The following is a 17,514-nucleotide window of genomic DNA, read 5'->3' on the forward strand; positions in this document are numbered from 1 at the left end:
ACGCTGCCGTATCTCAACACGAACTTCAGTACAATAAGGCTTGCCGGCCGGGAGGGTATCGCATGTGGAAAATTGCGATTATTGACGATGACAGACAAGTTCTGAAAGGCATGAAGCAGGTGATTCCATGGGAGGAGCTGAATGCCGAGTGGGTGGGCGAAAGTCTGAACGGGGCCCGGGGATTGGAGCTGATTCGGGCCAAGCAGCCGGATATCGTGATCACGGATATTTACATGCCGATTATAAATGGACTGAAAATGATCGAAATTTTACGGGAAGAGCAATATAAAGGCAAGTTTCTCATCCACAGCGGATACTCGGACTTTGAGGTTGCGCGGAAAGCGCTGCGGCTCAGCGTCGAAGATTATTTGTCCAAGCCGGTATCGAGAAATACGATTCGTGACGCGCTGTTGCGTGCAATCGCTTCCATTGAAAGCGAGAAAAACGTCATATTGGAGCAGGAGAAGCTCCGCGATCAACTGATGTTGTACGAGCCCTTCGTGCGCAAAGAGCTGCTGAAAACCGCGGTGACGGGCATGATGGGCGAGACGGAAAAAGAAGCGGTGCAAATTTTAGGTTACGGCGACAGCAGCCATATGGTCATTGGTCTGGAAATTATGCGGACGTCGCGCATAGCCGGCGTCAAGGCATCGGATCGGCTGCTGTTTCGATTCGCGATTCAGAACATCATCCAGGAAATATTGGAAGAGGAGCATTATGTCTTTGATTATGTCGAGCTGCATGGCTATCATGCGGCGCTGATTCTGCATTTTGACAAGTCTTCGCTTTATTCGGACATCATCCATCAAGTGAAACAATCGGCCTGCAAGCTGATCGATTGTATCCATCAGTATCTGCAAATCGACGTGCGTATGGGCGTTGGCGGCTTAAAACAAAGCTGGGCGGACATATCCGACTCGATGGAGGAGGCGTTTCAATTTTTAACGCAGGAAGCGGCTTCGGTTCAGGCGTCAAGCCTATATGAGTACACGAAGTTGTCTCCGGTTCCTTCGGCTCACGCGGCAGTGAAGCTGAAAACGATGAAGTTTTATCAAGAGCTGGTGGAGGACATTAAACAAACGCAAGGAAAAAACGCGCCGAAAATCATCCGGCATTACATATCCGCGCTAAAGCAAAGTCAGCACCCGCAATACGGCCGGCTTCAACTGCTGGGAGCCCAATTTTGGGCGATTCTCAGCTACGCGCTGAACGATGAGGAAATTTCGCTGGAGGCGGTGTCAATGGAGCCGTCCATTGAGCGGGAGCTCAGTCAAGTGCATACCGTCGATCAATACGAAAGCTGGCTGAACGGGAAAATTGCGCAAATCTGTTTGAACCAGCAATGGCACGACAACTTTAAGCATAAGATCGCCATCGACTTTATCAAGCAGTATATTTATGAAAATTATTCCAAGGAAATCACGATTTCCGATTTGGCCGAAAAGGTGTTTATTTCCAAAAACTATTTAAGCCAAATTTTCAAAGATGCGACGGGCGAAACGATCAACAATTTCATCATCAGGGTCAAGATGGAGAAAGCCAAAGGTATGCTTTTTGAAAGAAAGTACAAAATTTACGAAATCGCCGCCAGTGTCGGTTATAAGAATATTCCTTACTTCAGCACCACGTTCAAAAAGCATTTTGGCGTTACCCCTGCCGAGCTGATTCAATAGTTACCGAAAAATCTCCCGTCCCCGGAGGATACGCCTATGAAAAATGTGTTTAAAAAATACCCGATCGACTCGCTGTTGTACGGCGGTTTCTCGATTTTTATCATTTTGCTGCTGATTGTTGTGATCTCGCTTAGTTATACGTTGTCTTCGCAGGAAATGGTCAGAATGACGTCTTTCTACCAGCAGCGGATTCTGGACGAACTGTACAATAAAATCGAGATACAGATGCGTTCCATTGAGCAGGTTTCTTTGGCTGCGTCCCGCAACCCGGTGCTTTCCGAATATAAGGATGCCCCCGATGATGTGTACATCGGCTACCGCAAAAACGAGGAAATGGAAAGTTTTCTAGCCAGCATCACGTACGCTACGCCAATTATTCAATCGATCGAGATGTATACGAAAACCGCGCCGCAATCCAAGCCGCAAAGTCCCGTCGTTTTTATGGATGAAGAGAAGGCGAAGCAGGAAGATTGGTATCCGCTGGTCGACAATAGCGATTTTACATGGATCAGCGAACATATGATCAAGTCGTATCAAGGGGAACAGAACGTAATCAGCTTCGCGCGCAAGGTGTATTCGGTCAACGGGGATTATTTGGGCATTCTAGTGCTGAACGTCAAAGCGTCTTCTATTCAAAATTCGGTGCGTGGCGAAGCCGCGGGAGCCAACCGCGTGCTGCTCGATTCGGGCGGCAGGGTGATCACTTCGGTCGGGGATCCCAAATCCAAAAATATGGTGAAGACTTATATGCCCGAGATGATCGCCGAATCCGGATATATGAAATCCAATCCGGACGAAAGCGGTGAACGAATCGGTCATTCGACGCGGCATCTGATCGTTTGGGCGAAGCATTTTAACGTGAATTGGAGTCTGGTCGAGCTGACGCCATGGGATCAAGTTACCGGGGGCAGCGTGCGGACGGCTATGATTTTGTCGCTGGTCGGGCTTTCGGCCATCGTCGTGTCCATCTTCTTTACCTTGTTGCTGTCCAAGCAGTTTATCAGGCCAATCCGGATGCTGCTGCATGAAATGGGCCGGTATACAGCCAATGTCTATAAAGTGAATTTACCCGAGGATTACCGCAACGAATTTGGGGTGCTGTTCTCTGGATACCGGAAGCTCATGGACCGCATTCAGTCGCTATACGTTTCTTTGGAGGAGCAATATATGCAGCAGAAGCGGACGGAAATCAAGGCGCTGCAGGCGATGATCAATCCTCATTTTCTGTACAATACGCTGGATCAGCTGAATTGGATGGCGATTACGGCAGGCCAAGATAAACTAAGCGTAATCCTTGAGTTGATGGGCAAAATGTTCCGGATCGGCTTGTCCAACGGCGAAAGCTTAATCCGGATCGAAGAGGAGTTCACGCACGCCGGATGTTATATGGAGATTCAGCAGCTAAGGTGGGAGGAAGGGCTTGCCGTACATATCGACGTGCCGGATAACATCAAACATTATTATATTCCGAAAATGACGCTCCAGCCGTTTATCGAAAATGCGATCATTCACGGATTTAACGAGCGGATGCGCGGCAGAATCGAAATTACGGCCATGGAAGACGGTCAAGACATGTTTATCGTCATCAAGGACGACGGAGCCGGCTTGAAGAACGGATGGGCCGATGGGCCAAGCCGAAATACGGGAGGTTACGGGATTCGCAATGTGCGCGAACGGTTTGACGCTTTTTTTGGCGACGACTATACAATTCATATTGCCAATAACGACAACGGCTGCGGAGCGAGTGTGACGATCCGGTTTCCGCTGCTGGCCAGCGGCAGCATGGAGAGCCTGAACCGCCGGGTCCAGGCCGCATATGCCGGGACGACTTGACCGGTATGCCTGGGCGGACAAATGAATAGCGCAAAAAAATGCACCCGGCGAATCGCCGAAGGAAGGCCCTTGAGGCGTTCCGGCGTTTCGAACGGGTGCATTTGCTGTGTGCGTTGGCCATCAAGGGCGAGCGGAAGTGCCGTCCGGCAATCTCGCCATCGTCCAAGTAGGCAGCACGTTGGAGCAAGGGAATTTGGCCGCCGCTTTCTCGTCGATGTCGATGCCGAGTCCCGGCTTGTCGTTCGGATACACATATCCGTCGCGTGATTCCGGGCAGCCCGGGAACACTTCGTGGATCGTATCCTGGAAGCCGTTCCACTCCTGGATGCCAAAGTTGATGCTGCTGACATCCAGATGCACGTTGGCGGCGTGGCCGACCGGAGATACGTCGCCAGGGCCGTGCCATGCTGTGCGCACGCCAAACGCCTCGCTGAGCGACACGAGCTTTTTCGCCGGCGTAATGCCGCCGATTTGGCTGACGTGGATGCGGATGAAATCGATCAAGCGATTGGAAATCAGCGGCATCCATTCGTTCGGGTTGTTGAACAGCTCGCCCATCGCAATCGGAATCGCGCTGTGCTGGCGGATCATTTTGAACCATTCGATCTGCTCCGGCGGGAGCGCGTCCTCCAGATAGAACAGGCGGAAAGGCTCAAGCTGCTTGGCGAAAGCCACGGCATCAATCGGCGTAAGCCGCTCGTGAACGTCGTGGATCAATTCAACTTCCCAGCCCACAGCGCCGCGAATATGCTCGAACATTTCGGCTACGCCTCTCATGTAAGCTTTCGGATCATAATAGACGCCGTCCAAGGCGTTATCCGGTTTGACCATTGTCTGCCCTTTGCCGCCGTAGAGGCCCATTTGGCAGCGCACATAGCGGTAACCTTGCTCCATGCTGGCGCGCACGTTTTGTTCGACTTCTTCTTTGCTGCCGCCGTCGGCGTGTTTGTAGATCGCGGCGCCTTCGCGGCATTTGCCCCCCAGCAGCTCATAAAGCGGCATATTGGCCAATTTGCCTTTAATATCCCATAGCGCCATATCGACACCCGACAAGGCGTTGTTAAACTCCGGTCCGTTTCTCCAATACCCGCTAACCATGGCGGTTTGCCAAATGTCTTCGATGCGGTTTACGTCTTTGCCGATCAGAAACGGCTTCATATAATCGTCGATCGCGGAGGCGACCGTCAAATAACGCTGAGTGAACGTGGCGCAGCCGAGTCCGTACAAGCCCGGCTCCGACGTTTCGATTTTGACCACAACCAGATTGATGCCCTCCGGTGCGGTAAGTATCGTTTTCACATCTCTTATTGTAATCATGAGTGCACTTCCCTATCCGAATTATTCTATGTCTGTATGATTATGATTTGACCGCGCCAGCCGTTAAGCTGCTGATAAAATACTTCTGCAGGAACAGGAACATGATGACCAGCGGCAGACTGGAGACGATCGAAGCGGCCATCAGGTCGTTCCAGACGATTTTATAGAAACCGTTAAGCTGTCCGATCCCGACAGGCAAAGTTTTCATCGACTCCGAGGTCGTTAAAATAAATGCAAACATGTATTCGTTCCAGCCGATAATAAACGAATAAATCGCCGTTGCCGCAAGACCCGGCAAAGACAAAGGCAAGATGATCTGCAAGAACGTGCGCAGCCGTCCGCAGCCGTCGATGACCGCAGCTTCGTCAAGTTCTTTCGGAATCCCTTGGAAGAAGCCAAGCATCATCCAGGTGCAAAAAGGAATCGAAAACGAAATGTAAACCACGATCAATCCCATATGCGTGTCGATCAGGCCAAACGTCTTCAGCACCTTGTAAAAAGGAATAAGCAGCATGATCGACGGGAACATTTGCGTAATCAGCAGGAAGGTCAGAAACGCGCCTTTCCCGCGGAATTGGAAACGCGAAGCCCCGTAGCCGGCCAGCGCTGAGAAGATAAGCGAGATGCCGGTAGATACAAGCACGATATATACGCTGTTGATAAAATAAGTGCCGAACGGGTAGTCCTTCCAGATGCGGACAAACGCTTCAAAGCTGGTATGTTCGGGAATCCACCGCGGCGGGGTTACCATAACCTCCGTCGTCGGCTTGAGCGCAGTCGATACCATCCATAACACCGGCACAAGCACGGCAAGCGAAGCGATGATCAGGATGACGTACATCAAGGCGTTAAACAGAAACCCGTTGCGATTAGTCGTTGTCATTGCCAAACAGCCTCCTGTACAAGAATCCGATGATAAAGCAGACGAAAAATACGATAACCGCCATCGCCGCCGCTTTGCCGAAATCGAAGAATTGGAACGCCTGCTTGAAGATGTCGATGCTGACTACGTTGGTCGCGTCGCCGGGACCGCCTTCGGTCAGAATCCAGATCATCGTGAAATGCTTAAACCACCACACCGTATCCAAAATCAAAGTAACCATCAAAACAGGCAGCAGGCCTGGAATTGTCACATAACGGAACGACTGGAACCGGGTACAGCCGTCGATTTTGGCCGCTTCATATGTGTCCTGGGAGATCGATTGCAGACCCGCCAGAACGAGCAGCATGACCATCGGGTATCCTTTCCAGATACACACGATGACAATTGCGATAAACGCATAAAAGGCGTCGCCGAGCCACGAGACGGGATCGGAAATGATATGCAGCTGCATCATAATGTAGTTGAACAACCCGTACATCGGATTAAACAGCCATTTCCACAGCAGGCCGACCACGACCTCCGGAAGCAGCCACGGCAAAATGAGAATGGCTCTGAAAAAAGTGCGGCCCCGCAGGTTCATATTTAATATAAGCGCCAGTCCAAGGCCGATAATCACGTGACCGATAACGGTCAAGATGGTATATTTCAGCGTTAAGCCGATTCTGCCGACAAAGTCCCATTTGGAGAAAATTTCGATATAATGCGAGAAGCCGACAAAATTCCATTTGTTAACCAGATTGGTCGTAAAAAAGCTGATGTAAGCTCCGTAAACGAGCGGATACGTTACTAGCAAGATCAGCGTGATGGCTGCCGGGGTAATAAACCAGTAGCCTGTGCGCTGGTCTTTGGCTATAGCGTTTCTCATCCGTTTCCCCCCTTATGGGCAAGTTTTCCTGATAAATCCGTAAGATGAAAGAAAAGGGGGAGAGCTTCCCCCTTGGTATAGCAATTACTTGCCTTCTTTGCCGATCAATTCGTTGGCGCGGTCGGCGGCTTTTTTGGCTGCATCGTCTGCAGTGATTTTGGAGCCGGAAGCAAGCATCGATTGATAAGCTTCGGCTACGATGTCATAAAACTGCGAGTAGGTGGAGAGCGTTGGCGCCGAATACGCGAAGGTGAGCGCTTTGACGAAGCCTGCTTTTTCCGGTGTAGAGAGCTGTTGGCTTTGTCCTACGTCGGCTTTGGTCGGCAGGTAACCTGTGGATTCGTTCATCTTCAGCGCATTTTCTTTGTTTACGAGAAATTTCAGGTAATCGGCGACAGCTTCTTTGTTTTTGCTGGCTTCGGATACGGAGTAGCCAAGCAGGCCGAAGGTTGCCGAATTTTTTTCTTTTTTCGGAATCGGCGCGCTGTACAGCTTGCCTTTCAGGTCCGGGTTCTGTGAAAGAATCGTGCCGATGGCGTTAGGTCCGCTGATGATCATGCCCGCTTTGCCGGTAGCGATCAAGCTGGCTGCTTCTGGGAAGCCTGTTTCGGTTACACCCGGAGGTACAACGCCGTATTTGTTGTTCAGATCGGCGTAGAATTGGAGCGCCGCTTTGGCGTTAGGCGTGTTCAGTTCGGTGATCCATTTGCCGCTGGCGTCTTTTTTCAGCTCGTCGGCTCCGAAGGAACGAAGCACCGGCAGGAAACGTGTGCCCCCCGAGGTGTTGCGTGTACCGATCATCGCAAAACCCCATTGATCCGCTTTACCGTCGCCGTTTGTATCTTTGGTCAGCTTTTTCGCGGCATCGAGGAAGTCGTCCCATGTTTCCGGGGCTTTCAGGCCTTCCTTCTCAAACCAGTCTCCGCGGTAGATCAGCGCTTGCGGCGCAGCCGTCCATGGAATAAATTGCAGCTTGCCCTCTACGCTGCTTTCTTGGATGATATTAGGATAAAATTCTTTTAAATAATCGGCGCCGAGCAGTTTGGTCAAGTCGGCTGTAATGTTCATGCCGTAAGCTGTATTCATAAATTCCGGAGTGTTGGTGAAAGCGTCCGGCAAGTCGCCGCCTGTGGCCAAGGCGGTAATTTTTTTGTACATATCGTTCATCGGCACGCCGATAAATTCGATTTTGACATTCGGGTGCTGCTTCATGTATTCGTCGGCAATCGACTTTTCCGTAGGTCCTGCCGGCGTTTCCGTTTGGCTGGCGGACATGATCGTGATTTTTACCGGGCCGCCTGCCGCTGCGCTACCCGATTTGGAGGCGTCGCCTGCGGATGGAGCGGACGGTGCGTTATTTTGGCCGCATCCCGCTAATCCAACGGCCAGCGCCATTACGGAACATACCAATGCTGCTTGCTGCTTTTTCATTTGTGTAACCCTCCCATAATGATAGAAAATAGCATATATATTGCTAAAGCCCGATTCCAGCTTCGCGTGAGGCGAACTGTAAAGGCCTGGAATCCAAGCGGTAACAAACAAATTCAGGAACAATGCGCTTACAACATATTTTGCAGATGTAAGGTTAGGGCATATTTTGACAAGTCGGTTTCTTGCATAGTTTCACCAACAGTTAGTTAGCTATACCGCGGAAAAGAGATTCGGATAAGAAGGAGGCAGGCAGCTAAACAAACAAGTGGACATCAACCAAACAAGACAGACAACAGTTGTCCTACAAGTTAATTGACGAAAACTTGTAAGTTGTCCTACAAGATAACTTGCAAAAAGAATGATCGATCGTTTATGAGCCGTTCATTCTTTGGCGAACCTTGACGATATTTTCTTCCATCCCGCGGCGGATAAGCTCTTTTACTTTGGCTGCGTCTTTGTTTTTAAGCGCCTGAAATTGCTCGATATGCCCTTGCAAGCTGTCATCGTTAATGCCAAACACCCGGTTGAGCTCTTCCAAATAATGCGAATAAGCGCTGGTGTTTTTCATCACGAGGTACAAGATTTCATTTTTCGACGCTTTGGCGATCGCCAAATGAAACTCGAAGTCTGCGGAAGAATACTTTTTGTAATCGTCCTTACTGGCCATCATTTTGTCGAGCGCTTTGCCGATCTGATCCAGATCCGCTTCGTCGGCTCTGAGCACCGCCAAGTCGATGCATTTGAACTCGATCGTCTCGCGGAATTCCATCATATCGAGAAATTCCTTCTCGCTGAGATTCATGATCGGAATCAAATTGTTGACAATGCTTTCGTGAAATGAAGGAGAGACAAAGGAACCTTGTCCATGGCGCGTGCTGATAATGCCGACGGCCCTTAACTTCTGAATGGCGCTTCTTACGCTGACGCGGCTCACGTTAAACATGGAGCTGAGCTGATTTTCCGAAGGGATTTTCTCGCCCGGCTTCCATACACCTTTTACAATATTGTTTTTGATCTGCTCATAGACCTCGTCTACAATATTTTGCTTCTCGATCGATTTAATCGTCATTCGGACCATCACCACCGTCACATATAACATGTCCTACAAGTTGCTGCAAAAGTGATATTACCATCCTTCGAGCAAAAAATCCAGCATTAATTTTAAATGCCTAGGATAGTCTTGTTTGAAAGGGAGCCGGGTCGAACCGATTGCGGGGTCGCTGAAAAAGCAGCGTAGTAAGTGAACTCATGCTGAAGCGCCAGCGTTCGCTTATGTCCCCGAATTTCATCTGCCGTAAGCAGATACAATTCAAGATATTCGGGGACAATCGGCGGTCGTAAGTATGATTGGCTTTTGCAGTGTTCGCTTAGCTGATGGCCTCGCTGTTTGCTGGCGTGGGCCTGGCAGTGGCTTAAGTGATGACCGAAGGTTCATCGGAAACCTTCGTCGGCGAATTCCAGTCGCGGATCCCGTTATCCTCAATGATGCCGAGAATCACGTCGGAAATATCCGGGTCGGCCAGCAGCTTGTCTCTGACTCTGAATTTGATGTCGTCGGCGTCGGCCAAAGTCAGTCCCTTCACTAACTCGATATATCCCTCCACATGATAAAAACGGCCTTCCTGGATAATCCGCAGCTTATTGATATCCGTTACTTGCGCATCGGAGAGGATCATCGCCGCAACCCGGTCCTCCACCATTTTAGGCGCCGCTACGCCGATCAGTCCGACCATATTGTCATAACCTACCTTAAATACGACGCCGATCATCAGGAAACCGATCAGTATCGTGGCGACGCCGTCAAGCGCTTGGAACGAGGTAAAAGCCGAGACGACAATGGCGATTAACGCCAACAAAGAACCCAGCGTTGCAACAATATCTTCGTAGAAAACAAGCCGGGTCGGCGGAGCGGCCCGTCCCACGTTCCGGAAAGCGGTCGCCACAATGTTCAGTCCTTTTGCTTCAGCCCGCGTTTCGTGAACGATTTCCTTCATCGCTTTGATTAATACGAACCCGTCAACACCGATGGCAATCGCCAAAACAATAAAATTCAGCCAAAAATTCGTTGCATGCGCCGGATGCGTGAGCAGATGAAAGCCTTCTTTGATCGTTTCATAGGCCATGATCGAGACGACAATAACGGCGACCATGCAGAAAATATTGATGACCCGGCCAAACCCGGCCGGAAATCGTTTCGAAGGTTTACGTTCGGCAAGCACGCTGCCAAAAAAGACAAAAGCCTGGTTGATGGCATCCGCAATGGAATGCATGGCGGAGGCGAACATGGCGCCGCTGCCGCTTAGCACCGCTGCGACTCCTTTTAAAATCGCGATGCCCGTATTGCCTACCGCCGCTGCCGCGGATGAGGTGTTGCCTTTCTTAAGCGCTTCGAGAAATGAGCCCATAAATGAAAAATAACCTCCACATGATAGAGTGTTTAAAAAAGTGATCTATGTACATACGGAATTACTGTTAAAAAGTAACAGCGAATTTTCTCTTAGTGTTTAATGATTGCTTGGCGATTATTCCCCTGAAGGCCGCTTTTTCATGCAAGCGATTTCACCATGTGGACTATAATCTCAGGCGAAAATTTGCCCGCTTGCGGTAAAAAGGTCTTTTCTGTGTTGGGTTCCGAATAAACTTACTCTTGAAAGAATTCAAAAATGATTAATAATGTAAAATATAGTTCCAATATGTGTAAAGGTAATTTTTGGACAGAATTTTTTGGACAGTATATCGAATTTGATGCGAGAGGAGCAGCGGCATTGCGCAAGATCAAAGTATTGGAAATGGTCCGGCAGATTGCTCCAACTGTTGATTCGCCGGGTGTAACGGCCGATGAGGTGGCCGAGGCCGCCGGCATTTTGCGGCATAATGCAAGTGCGGATCTGAATGAGTTGGTGCGCGAAGGGCTGCTGCGCAAAAGCGGCGGCCGTCCCGTGAGATTTGGTCTGAAAAGCATCGCGGACGATGTGCGGCATACCGATACGAAGTTTCCGGATTCGCAGTATAGGACGGTTGCCAGGCCAGATCCGGCTGCGGAACGGCCGGCTTCATCCGAAAGGCTGCTCGATCAAGTTATCGGCGCCAAAGGAAGCTTGCGCGCGGCCGTCGAGCAGTTGAAAGCGGCGGTGCTGTATCCTCCGCATGGGCTGCCGGTTTTGCTGCTTGGACCGACCGGGTCGGGTAAAAGCTATTTAGCCGAAAAAATGTACTTTTATGCGGCAAAATCCGGCCGATTGGTCCCCAATGCGCCGTTTAATGTGCTGAACTGCGCCGATTATGCGGCCAATCCACAGCTGCTGCTGGCGCAGCTGTTCGGTTATGTCAAAGGCGCGTTTACCGGGGCCGACCAAACGACCGCCGGACTTGTCGCCCAGTCGGATAACGGCGTCTTGTTTTTGGACGAGATCCATCGTTTGCCGCCGGAAGGACAAGAGATGTTGTTCCTGCTGATGGATCGCGGCGTATACCGGATGTTAGGTGACGGGGCGACACAACGCCGGGTATCCGTCAGACTGATCGCGGCCACGTCCGAGGATGCGCGGTCCCTGCTGCTAAAAACGCTGCTGCGGCGTTTCCCCGTCGTGCTGACGCTTCCCGATGTCAATGCCCGTCCGCTCGAGGAGAGACTGGCTTTAATCGAATATTTCCTGGCGGAGGAAGCGGCCCGGATCGGCGTCCCCATCTCGGTAAGCCCGCTTGTTTTGGTTGCCTTGATGACATTCCATGCGTCGGGAAATGTGGGAGAACTGCACAGCGCGGTTCTGCTCGGCTGCGCCAAAGCGTTTCTGAATTACGTGGCATCGGCCGGCAAGCCGGAATACATGATGCTTGTAGTGACGCACCTGTCCCCGCAAATTCAACTGGAATATTTGCGGGGCCATCAGGATTCGCTTAAAGTGGAGCAATTGATCGGGGTGGAGGATCGGCTTTATATGCCGATGCCGAACGGGTATGGAAGCGGCGGGCAGTCGCCGGAACAGCGCAAAGATGATCTGTATACGGATTTTAACCGGCGGATGAGCGACTATTTGGGCAGCAGTCTGGAGCAGGATGAAGTCCAGCGGCTGATCCAAATTGACGCCGATTATTATTTGCGGCGGCTGCTCCGGCATGTCAAAGGAGCTCATACGCTGCCGGAGAGGCTTCTGGAGGTCGTTGCTGGGTTTGTAGAGGAAGCCGGCAAGGAGCTTGGCTGCGTATTCGAGCCTGAAGTAACGACAGGGATTGCCCTGCATCTGGCTTCGCTGTCGAGAACCGAACCCTTTGACGCCGAAGCGATGCTGGAGCTGACGGCGCATTGTTCGCGTGAATTCGGCGTGGTAAGACAGCTGTCCAGCCGCTTGGAAGAAGGGCTCGAAACGCGGCTGACACACGGCCAAACCAGTTTTCTCGCCTTGTTCTTAGCGGCTCATAAGCGAGTGGCGGAAACGGAACGGGTAAAGGTGCTGGTTATCGCTCACGGAGATCATACGGCGACTAGCATGGCCGAGGTAGCTAACGAGCTGTTGTATGAAAAAAAGGTCAAGGCGATCGATATGCCTTTAAGTCAAAGCTTGGAAAGCACACTGCAGATTGCTGCGCAGCGCATTAAGGAAATGGGTAAAATCAAAGGCGTTTTGCTGCTGGTCGACATGGGCTCGCTGACGGGATTTGGCGCTGCGCTTGAACGGATGACAGGTATTCCGGTGGCCGTGATTCCGCTTGTCACGACGGCTGCAATCGTAGAGGCGGCGCGGCTTGCCGATAACGGACAGATGAAGCTGGCGCAGATGGTGGAGGCGGTCAAGCAAATTTATGATTTTGATATAGCGTTTCCCCTGCCCGAAGGCAAACGGCTCATTATTACCACATGCCTGACCGGGGAAGGGACCGCCCGCAAGCTGGCGGCGTTTATCAATGAGGCGCTGCCTGCCGATCTCCGTTCGACCGTTCTGGTGCAAGCCGTCGACCTGGACAATGGTTCGGAAATTTCCGGTTTGTATGTGGAGGGCTGGCGGGGAACCGTGATTGCGGCAGTAGGCACTGTAAATCCGCATCTGCCGGGTGTGGCTTTTATCGGGATGGATCAGATCCTGTTTGGCAGCGGGATGAAAACATTGCTGGAATTGACGGCCGAAGGACAGCCGGCGGCAGACGATGCCGACGGGTTATCCAAGGAAGAGGCGATTTTGCTGGCGAGCAAATTCGTAACGGACTATATCGACAGCAAGGACGGACAACTGTATGTGAGCGGGGCGATTGCAGCGTTGGAGCAGTTGGAGCAAACGGTAGGTTCCTCTTTGCGCACCAGTTTGGCCGTACGCTGGGTGATTCATCTTTCTTTTGCCCTTGAGCGGATCGTGACGGGCGGCTCCGTTATGGAATGCAGCGAGTTGGATTATTTGGAGCAGCATCACCAGCTGTTATTAAATACGATCCAAACGGCAGTTTCCCGTACATGTCATTGCTTATCCGAACCGCTTCCGCGCAGCGAAATCGGCTATTTGGCGCTTATTGTCCTGCCGGAATAAGATACTAACACCGATACTGTCTTGTCAGTGTCTTGGAACTCCGTTTGATCGGAAGTCCAAGACACTTTGTTTTTGCAGGAAAAGCGGGGTTAGTGTCTTGGCACGGAATTTGCTTATAAATAAAAAGAAAATGAATTTTACATAAAGCGAGGTATCGGGATGATGAAAATGGTGCTTGTTCGCGTCGACGACCGGCTGATCCATGGTCAAGTCGCTGTCGGCTGGACGCGTTTTGTAGGGGGAACTTGCATATTGGTTGTCGATGATGAAGTCGCTCAAGACAATACGCAGAAGATGCTGCTCAAAATGTCCACGCCGGTCGGGGTGAAATCTTCGGTTGTGTCGATAGCGGATGCTGCAGCCCAACTTGCGGCGGGAAAATTCAGAAACGAGAAATTGATCATCATCGTGCGCGGACCGCAAGCTTTGCTTGGATTAATCGAAGGTGGCGTTGCGCTGCCAAAGATTAATATCGGCAACGTGCGGATGACGGAAGGAAGGGAACGGCTGACCAAAGAAGTCGCCGCTACGCCCGACGAAATCGAGGCTTGGCGGAAGCTGGACGCAGCGGGTCTGGAATTGGAGGCGCTTTGGCTGCCGGGCGGTTCGGCGACGAATTTTAATCAAATTATCCGGTCGTACACTAAATAATTCGGTTTACAGAAACAGACGGGGAGAGGTGCGAATTGAAAGGTATTGTGATTGTAACCCACGGCAGACTGAGTGAATATTTACTCGAAAGCTCTTCAATGTTTGTCACCAATACCGCGGCCGTACAGCCGATTTCTTTTGTTCCCGGCCAAGGTGTGGAAGATTTGATAACTTCGCTCCGTGAAGCGCTGGACCAGTTAGGAGCCGTCGACGGCGTTCTGGCGCTTGTCGATTTGCCGGGCGGCAGTCCGGCCCGGGCGGTGGGAACGATTTTCAGCGAAGGAAAGACACATGTTCCGCTTGAGGTCGTTTCGGGGGTCAACTTGCCGATGCTCGTCGAAGTGCTGATGCTGCGCGACTCCATGGAACTGTCGGAGCTGGCCGATTATGCGGTCGAAGCGGGAAACGGCGGTATCGTTAACGTTGGGAAAGTTCTTCGGGGAGGTGACTTTTGAACTGCTCGGAATGAACGCCAGCTTTAAGCAGCATTTCAATTCAATGAGGAGGAAAAGCGAAAATGTCCATTGGAATCGCGTTACTGTTAGCGTGTTTGGCCGGCTTTGCCTATTTTTCCCGCCGGTTTATGGGCGATCTGTTTTTGGAACGCCCGATTGTGCTGGCTCCGATTACCGGTCTCATAATGGGAGATTTTCATACCGGTCTGATTATCGGAGGGACGCTGGAGCTTATTTTTATGGGCGCCGCCGATATTGGGGGAAGCGTGCCGCCGAATTATAACATCGGCAGCATCATTGGAACCGCGCTTGCCATATCTTCGGGTCAAGGCATCGAAACCGCGCTGCTGATCGCCGTACCGGCTGCGCTGCTCGGCGTATTTTGCGAAGTGCTGGCCAAAACGGTCAGCGTGTTTTTCGTCAATGCCGCTGAAAAAATGGCGGGCCGAGGCGACGACAAAGGCATATCACGTATGGTGCATCTAGGCAATCTCGCGCATTTTCTCGCCGATGCCATACCGACGTTTATCGCGCTGCAGCTTGGAGCCAACGCCGTTAAACTGATTTCTAACGACATCCCCGGCTGGCTGAAAAACGGCATGACCGTCGCCGGCAATATCTTGCCCGCGCTCGGTTTTGCGCTGCTGCTTTCTTCGCTTGTTTCGCCCGGCTTGTTTCCGTACTTGTTCATCGGATTTATTATTGCCGCTTATTTGAAAGTCGGCGTGTTAGGCGTAGCGCTGCTGGCGGCAATGTTCGCGATTATTATGATGACACGCAAAAGCAGCCAGGAAAGCTACGAGGAAATGGATGAAGCGGCGGTATCGGGCGAGTCTTCGGTAGCTGCATCCGTTCTTAGCAAAAAAGACATCCGCCAGCTCTACTGGCGCTCCTTCTCGCTGCAATCGGCGTTCAGCTTCGACCGGATGCAGGCGCTTGGCTTCACGTGGGCGATTTTGCCGATGCTGCGCAAGCTGTATAAGGATAAGTCCGAACAATTCAAAGAAGCTTTACAGCGCCACATCATCTTTTTTAATACGCACCCTTGGATTCCGGGGCCGATCTTGGCGTTGACCGCCGAATTGGAGATTAAGAAATCCCGCGGGGAAGACATCGACACCAAAGCGATTCAAGGCTTGAAATCCGGTTTGATGGGCCCGATCGCCGGCGTCGGCGACTCGATGTTCCACGGTACGCTCAGGCCGCTGATGGGCGGTATCGCCGCTTCGCTGGCGCTGCAAGGTAACCCGGTTGCTCCGCTGCTGTTTTTTGTCGTAGTTAACGCGGTTCATATGTACGTTCGCTGGGTTACGTTGAAAAAAGGCTTTGAGCTCGGCGAACGGATATTTGGCGTCATGTCGTCCGGCGGTATCCGCAAAATCATGGAAGGCGCTACGATCACCGGCTTGATGGCGTTAGGCGCATTGATCGCCACCTGGCTCAACGTGTCGACTCCGCTGAAGTACACCGTGCAGAAAGCATCGGTTTCGATTCAGTCCATGCTCGACGGCATCATGCCAAAGCTGCTGCCGCTTGCTTTGACGTTATTGGTCTTTTGGCTGATCCGCAAACATGTCAAAACGACAACCATTATGCTTGGCCTGATTGTCGTAGGTCTTGTGCTCGGCGGATTTAACATTTTAGGTTAAGCGGAAGCCCCGGGGATTCCGCTGTGGCCCCGGGGTTCCGTCTTTCGACCCAAAGCGGATGCTTACGAAGCCAGTTTTTGCTGGCGCAAAAAACCTAAGGAGGATTCTGGAGTGGAACGTCAAATTCCTGATTGGATGAGTCCGGTTTTTGAACGGGAGGAACACCCGTTTTATGTGTGGGAAGAGTTGATGAAAACGCCGGAATGCCTCAGTTCCGTTCTGACGGAATCGAACAGGCTGCTCGTGCGTCAGGCTGCTGAAGCCGTTGCCGGCTCCAATGCCGTACATCTGCTTGGCTGCGGTTCTTCTTATTTTGCGGGGATCGCCGGCGCTTATTTGTTTAACGGGGCAGTCGGCCTTCCGGCTTATGCTTACAATGCTTTCGAGTTCTCGGCGTATCCTCCGGCCCGGTTGAAAGGGAGCGCTGTAATCGGCATCTCCCATACCGGCGGCACGGCCGTCGTTTTGGATTCGCTGGAGCTGGCCAAACGGCGCGGAGCGGCCGCTGTGATCGGCTTGACCGATGTCGAGCGGTCTCCGCTCACCTTGGCGGCTACGCATGTCATTGAAGGCGGCGGCGGGCGTGAAAAACCGCTGCCGAAGACGCGCAGCTTTGCGGTCTCGCTGCTGAAGATGTACCTTCTGGCGGCGGAGGTCGGACGATTGTCGGGCGATCGCTTGGAAGAGATGCAGGCGATTCTGGAACAATCGCCGGATATGGCTAGGCAAGTGCTGGACGGCAGCGAGAGATTGACCGGGCAAATTGCGGCGGGCTTGAACCCAAGCTCAAGCGTTTATTTGTTCGGGGCGGGACCGAATACGGCGAGTGTGCTGGACGGTGCGCTGAAGCTGCAGGAAATGGCGCAGGCGAGAGCCCATGCGTTTGAGTTGGAGGAAGGCATGCATGGCCCGTGGGTAACGATGGAGCCTGACGATCTTGTTATCGTTTACGCCGTTCGAGGTCCCAGCTTTGAAAAATCCAAGAAGCTGATTTCCGCTCTCGCCCCCGTTGGCGTCAACATATGGGTGTTGACCGATGCGCCCGATTCGTTCGCGGAAAGCGGCCATCATGTCACCTCGCTGCCGGATGTTCCGGAGCTGATCGCTCCATTATTTTCCGTGCTTCCGTTATACGAGTTTACGTATCGGCTGGCGCTCGCCCGCGGAATCCGACCGGATGCCATGCGTTTAACCGATGAGCGGTTTTTGCAAACCCGGCTGAAGCTGCCGCGCTGAATAAG

The 17,514-nt window shown here is 51.9% G+C and carries 13 protein-coding genes; 7 read left to right on the plus strand and 6 right to left on the minus strand.

From position 1 onward, the window contains the following. The first annotated feature begins 62 nt into the window (after window positions 1-62). Both EYB31_RS34390 and EYB31_RS34395 read left to right on the plus strand, forming a co-directional pair. Window positions 63-1,673, plus strand: a complete 1,611-nt coding sequence (locus EYB31_RS34390) for a response regulator transcription factor (RefSeq protein WP_131018112.1) — start codon at window positions 63-65, stop codon at window positions 1,671-1,673. Window positions 1,674-1,709: 36 nt separating this feature from the next. Next, the gene (locus tag EYB31_RS34395; RefSeq protein ID WP_131018113.1) at window positions 1,710-3,506 is read left to right on the plus strand and encodes a cache domain-containing sensor histidine kinase; all 1,797 of its coding nucleotides are present in this window, start codon (window positions 1,710-1,712) and stop codon (window positions 3,504-3,506) included. Window positions 3,507-3,626: 120 nt separating this feature from the next. Here the strand turns inward: EYB31_RS34395 and EYB31_RS34400 are convergent, their stop codons facing one another. The 6 genes from EYB31_RS34400 to EYB31_RS34425 form a co-directional block, all read right to left on the minus strand. Then, entirely contained in the window at window positions 3,627-4,823 is a 1,197-nt protein-coding gene (locus tag EYB31_RS34400) for an enolase C-terminal domain-like protein (RefSeq protein ID WP_131018114.1), read from the minus strand. A gap of 40 nt (window positions 4,824-4,863) precedes the next feature. Further along, a complete protein-coding gene (locus EYB31_RS34405; RefSeq protein WP_131018115.1) occupies window positions 4,864-5,706 on the minus strand; it encodes a carbohydrate ABC transporter permease in 843 nt (280 codons plus the stop codon). Beyond that, window positions 5,693-6,571, minus strand: coding sequence for a carbohydrate ABC transporter permease (locus EYB31_RS34410; RefSeq protein WP_131018116.1), 879 nt, complete (start codon window positions 6,569-6,571; stop codon window positions 5,693-5,695). Before EYB31_RS34410 ends, EYB31_RS34405 begins: the two co-directional genes overlap by 14 nt. 84 nt (window positions 6,572-6,655) lie before the next feature. Beyond that, complete coding sequence (locus EYB31_RS34415; protein WP_131018117.1) at window positions 6,656-8,002, minus strand: ABC transporter substrate-binding protein; 1,347 nt, start codon at window positions 8,000-8,002, stop codon at window positions 6,656-6,658. 370 nt (window positions 8,003-8,372) lie between these two features. Beyond that, complete coding sequence (locus EYB31_RS34420) at window positions 8,373-9,101, minus strand: FadR/GntR family transcriptional regulator (RefSeq protein WP_240763158.1); 729 nt, start codon at window positions 9,099-9,101, stop codon at window positions 8,373-8,375. A gap of 313 nt (window positions 9,102-9,414) precedes the next feature. Beyond that, window positions 9,415-10,407 carry a cation diffusion facilitator family transporter gene (locus tag EYB31_RS34425; RefSeq protein ID WP_131018118.1) on the minus strand — a complete coding sequence of 331 codons (993 nt, stop codon included), beginning with the start codon at window positions 10,405-10,407 and terminating at the stop codon, window positions 9,415-9,417. 360 nt (window positions 10,408-10,767) lie between these two features. Between EYB31_RS34425 and EYB31_RS34430 the strand changes: the two genes are divergently transcribed. The 5 genes from EYB31_RS34430 (at window position 10,768) to EYB31_RS34450 (ending at window position 17,509) form a co-directional block, all read left to right on the plus strand. Next, window positions 10,768-13,518, plus strand: a complete 2,751-nt coding sequence (locus EYB31_RS34430; protein WP_165452768.1) for a sigma-54-dependent transcriptional regulator — start codon at window positions 10,768-10,770, stop codon at window positions 13,516-13,518. A 159-nt stretch (window positions 13,519-13,677) separates the two neighbouring features. After that, complete coding sequence (locus EYB31_RS34435; RefSeq protein WP_131018120.1) at window positions 13,678-14,169, plus strand: PTS sugar transporter subunit IIB; 492 nt, start codon at window positions 13,678-13,680, stop codon at window positions 14,167-14,169. Between the two features lie 35 nt (window positions 14,170-14,204). Beyond that, complete coding sequence (locus EYB31_RS34440; protein ID WP_165452769.1) at window positions 14,205-14,624, plus strand: PTS sugar transporter subunit IIA; 420 nt, start codon at window positions 14,205-14,207, stop codon at window positions 14,622-14,624. A gap of 62 nt (window positions 14,625-14,686) precedes the next feature. Beyond that, window positions 14,687-16,273: a PTS system mannose/fructose/sorbose family transporter subunit IID gene (locus EYB31_RS34445; RefSeq protein ID WP_131018122.1), complete on the plus strand. Its 1,587-nt coding sequence runs from the start codon at window positions 14,687-14,689 to the stop codon at window positions 16,271-16,273. A 111-nt stretch (window positions 16,274-16,384) separates the two neighbouring features. Further along, entirely contained in the window at window positions 16,385-17,509 is a 1,125-nt protein-coding gene (locus EYB31_RS34450; RefSeq protein ID WP_131018123.1) for an SIS domain-containing protein, read from the plus strand. Window positions 17,510-17,514 lie beyond the last annotated feature (5 nt).

This window comes from Paenibacillus thalictri (assembly GCF_004307995.1).
GTDB classification, from domain to species: Bacteria; Bacillota; Bacilli; order Paenibacillales; family NBRC-103111; genus Paenibacillus_AF; species Paenibacillus_AF thalictri.

Bases quoted from the DNA above. Each gene is read 5' to 3' on its own strand.
- EYB31_RS34390 (WP_131018112.1), top strand. From the start codon at position 63: ATGTGGAAAATTGCGATTATTGACGATGACAGACAAGTTCTGAAAGGC.
- EYB31_RS34395 (WP_131018113.1), top strand. From the start codon at position 1,710: ATGAAAAATGTGTTTAAAAAATACCCGATCGACTCGCTGTTGTACGGC.
- EYB31_RS34400 (WP_131018114.1), bottom strand. From the start codon at position 4,823: ATGATTACAATAAGAGATGTGAAAACGATACTTACCGCACCGGAGGGC.
- EYB31_RS34405 (WP_131018115.1), bottom strand. From the start codon at position 5,706: ATGACAACGACTAATCGCAACGGGTTTCTGTTTAACGCCTTGATGTAC.
- EYB31_RS34410 (WP_131018116.1), bottom strand. From the start codon at position 6,571: ATGAGAAACGCTATAGCCAAAGACCAGCGCACAGGCTACTGGTTTATT.
- EYB31_RS34415 (WP_131018117.1), bottom strand. From the start codon at position 8,002: ATGAAAAAGCAGCAAGCAGCATTGGTATGTTCCGTAATGGCGCTGGCC.
- EYB31_RS34420 (WP_240763158.1), bottom strand. From the start codon at position 9,101: ATGTTATATGTGACGGTGGTGATGGTCCGAATGACGATTAAATCGATC.
- EYB31_RS34425 (WP_131018118.1), bottom strand. From the start codon at position 10,407: ATGGGCTCATTTCTCGAAGCGCTTAAGAAAGGCAACACCTCATCCGCG.
- EYB31_RS34435 (WP_131018120.1), top strand. From the start codon at position 13,678: ATGATGAAAATGGTGCTTGTTCGCGTCGACGACCGGCTGATCCATGGT.
- EYB31_RS34445 (WP_131018122.1), top strand. From the start codon at position 14,687: ATGTCCATTGGAATCGCGTTACTGTTAGCGTGTTTGGCCGGCTTTGCC.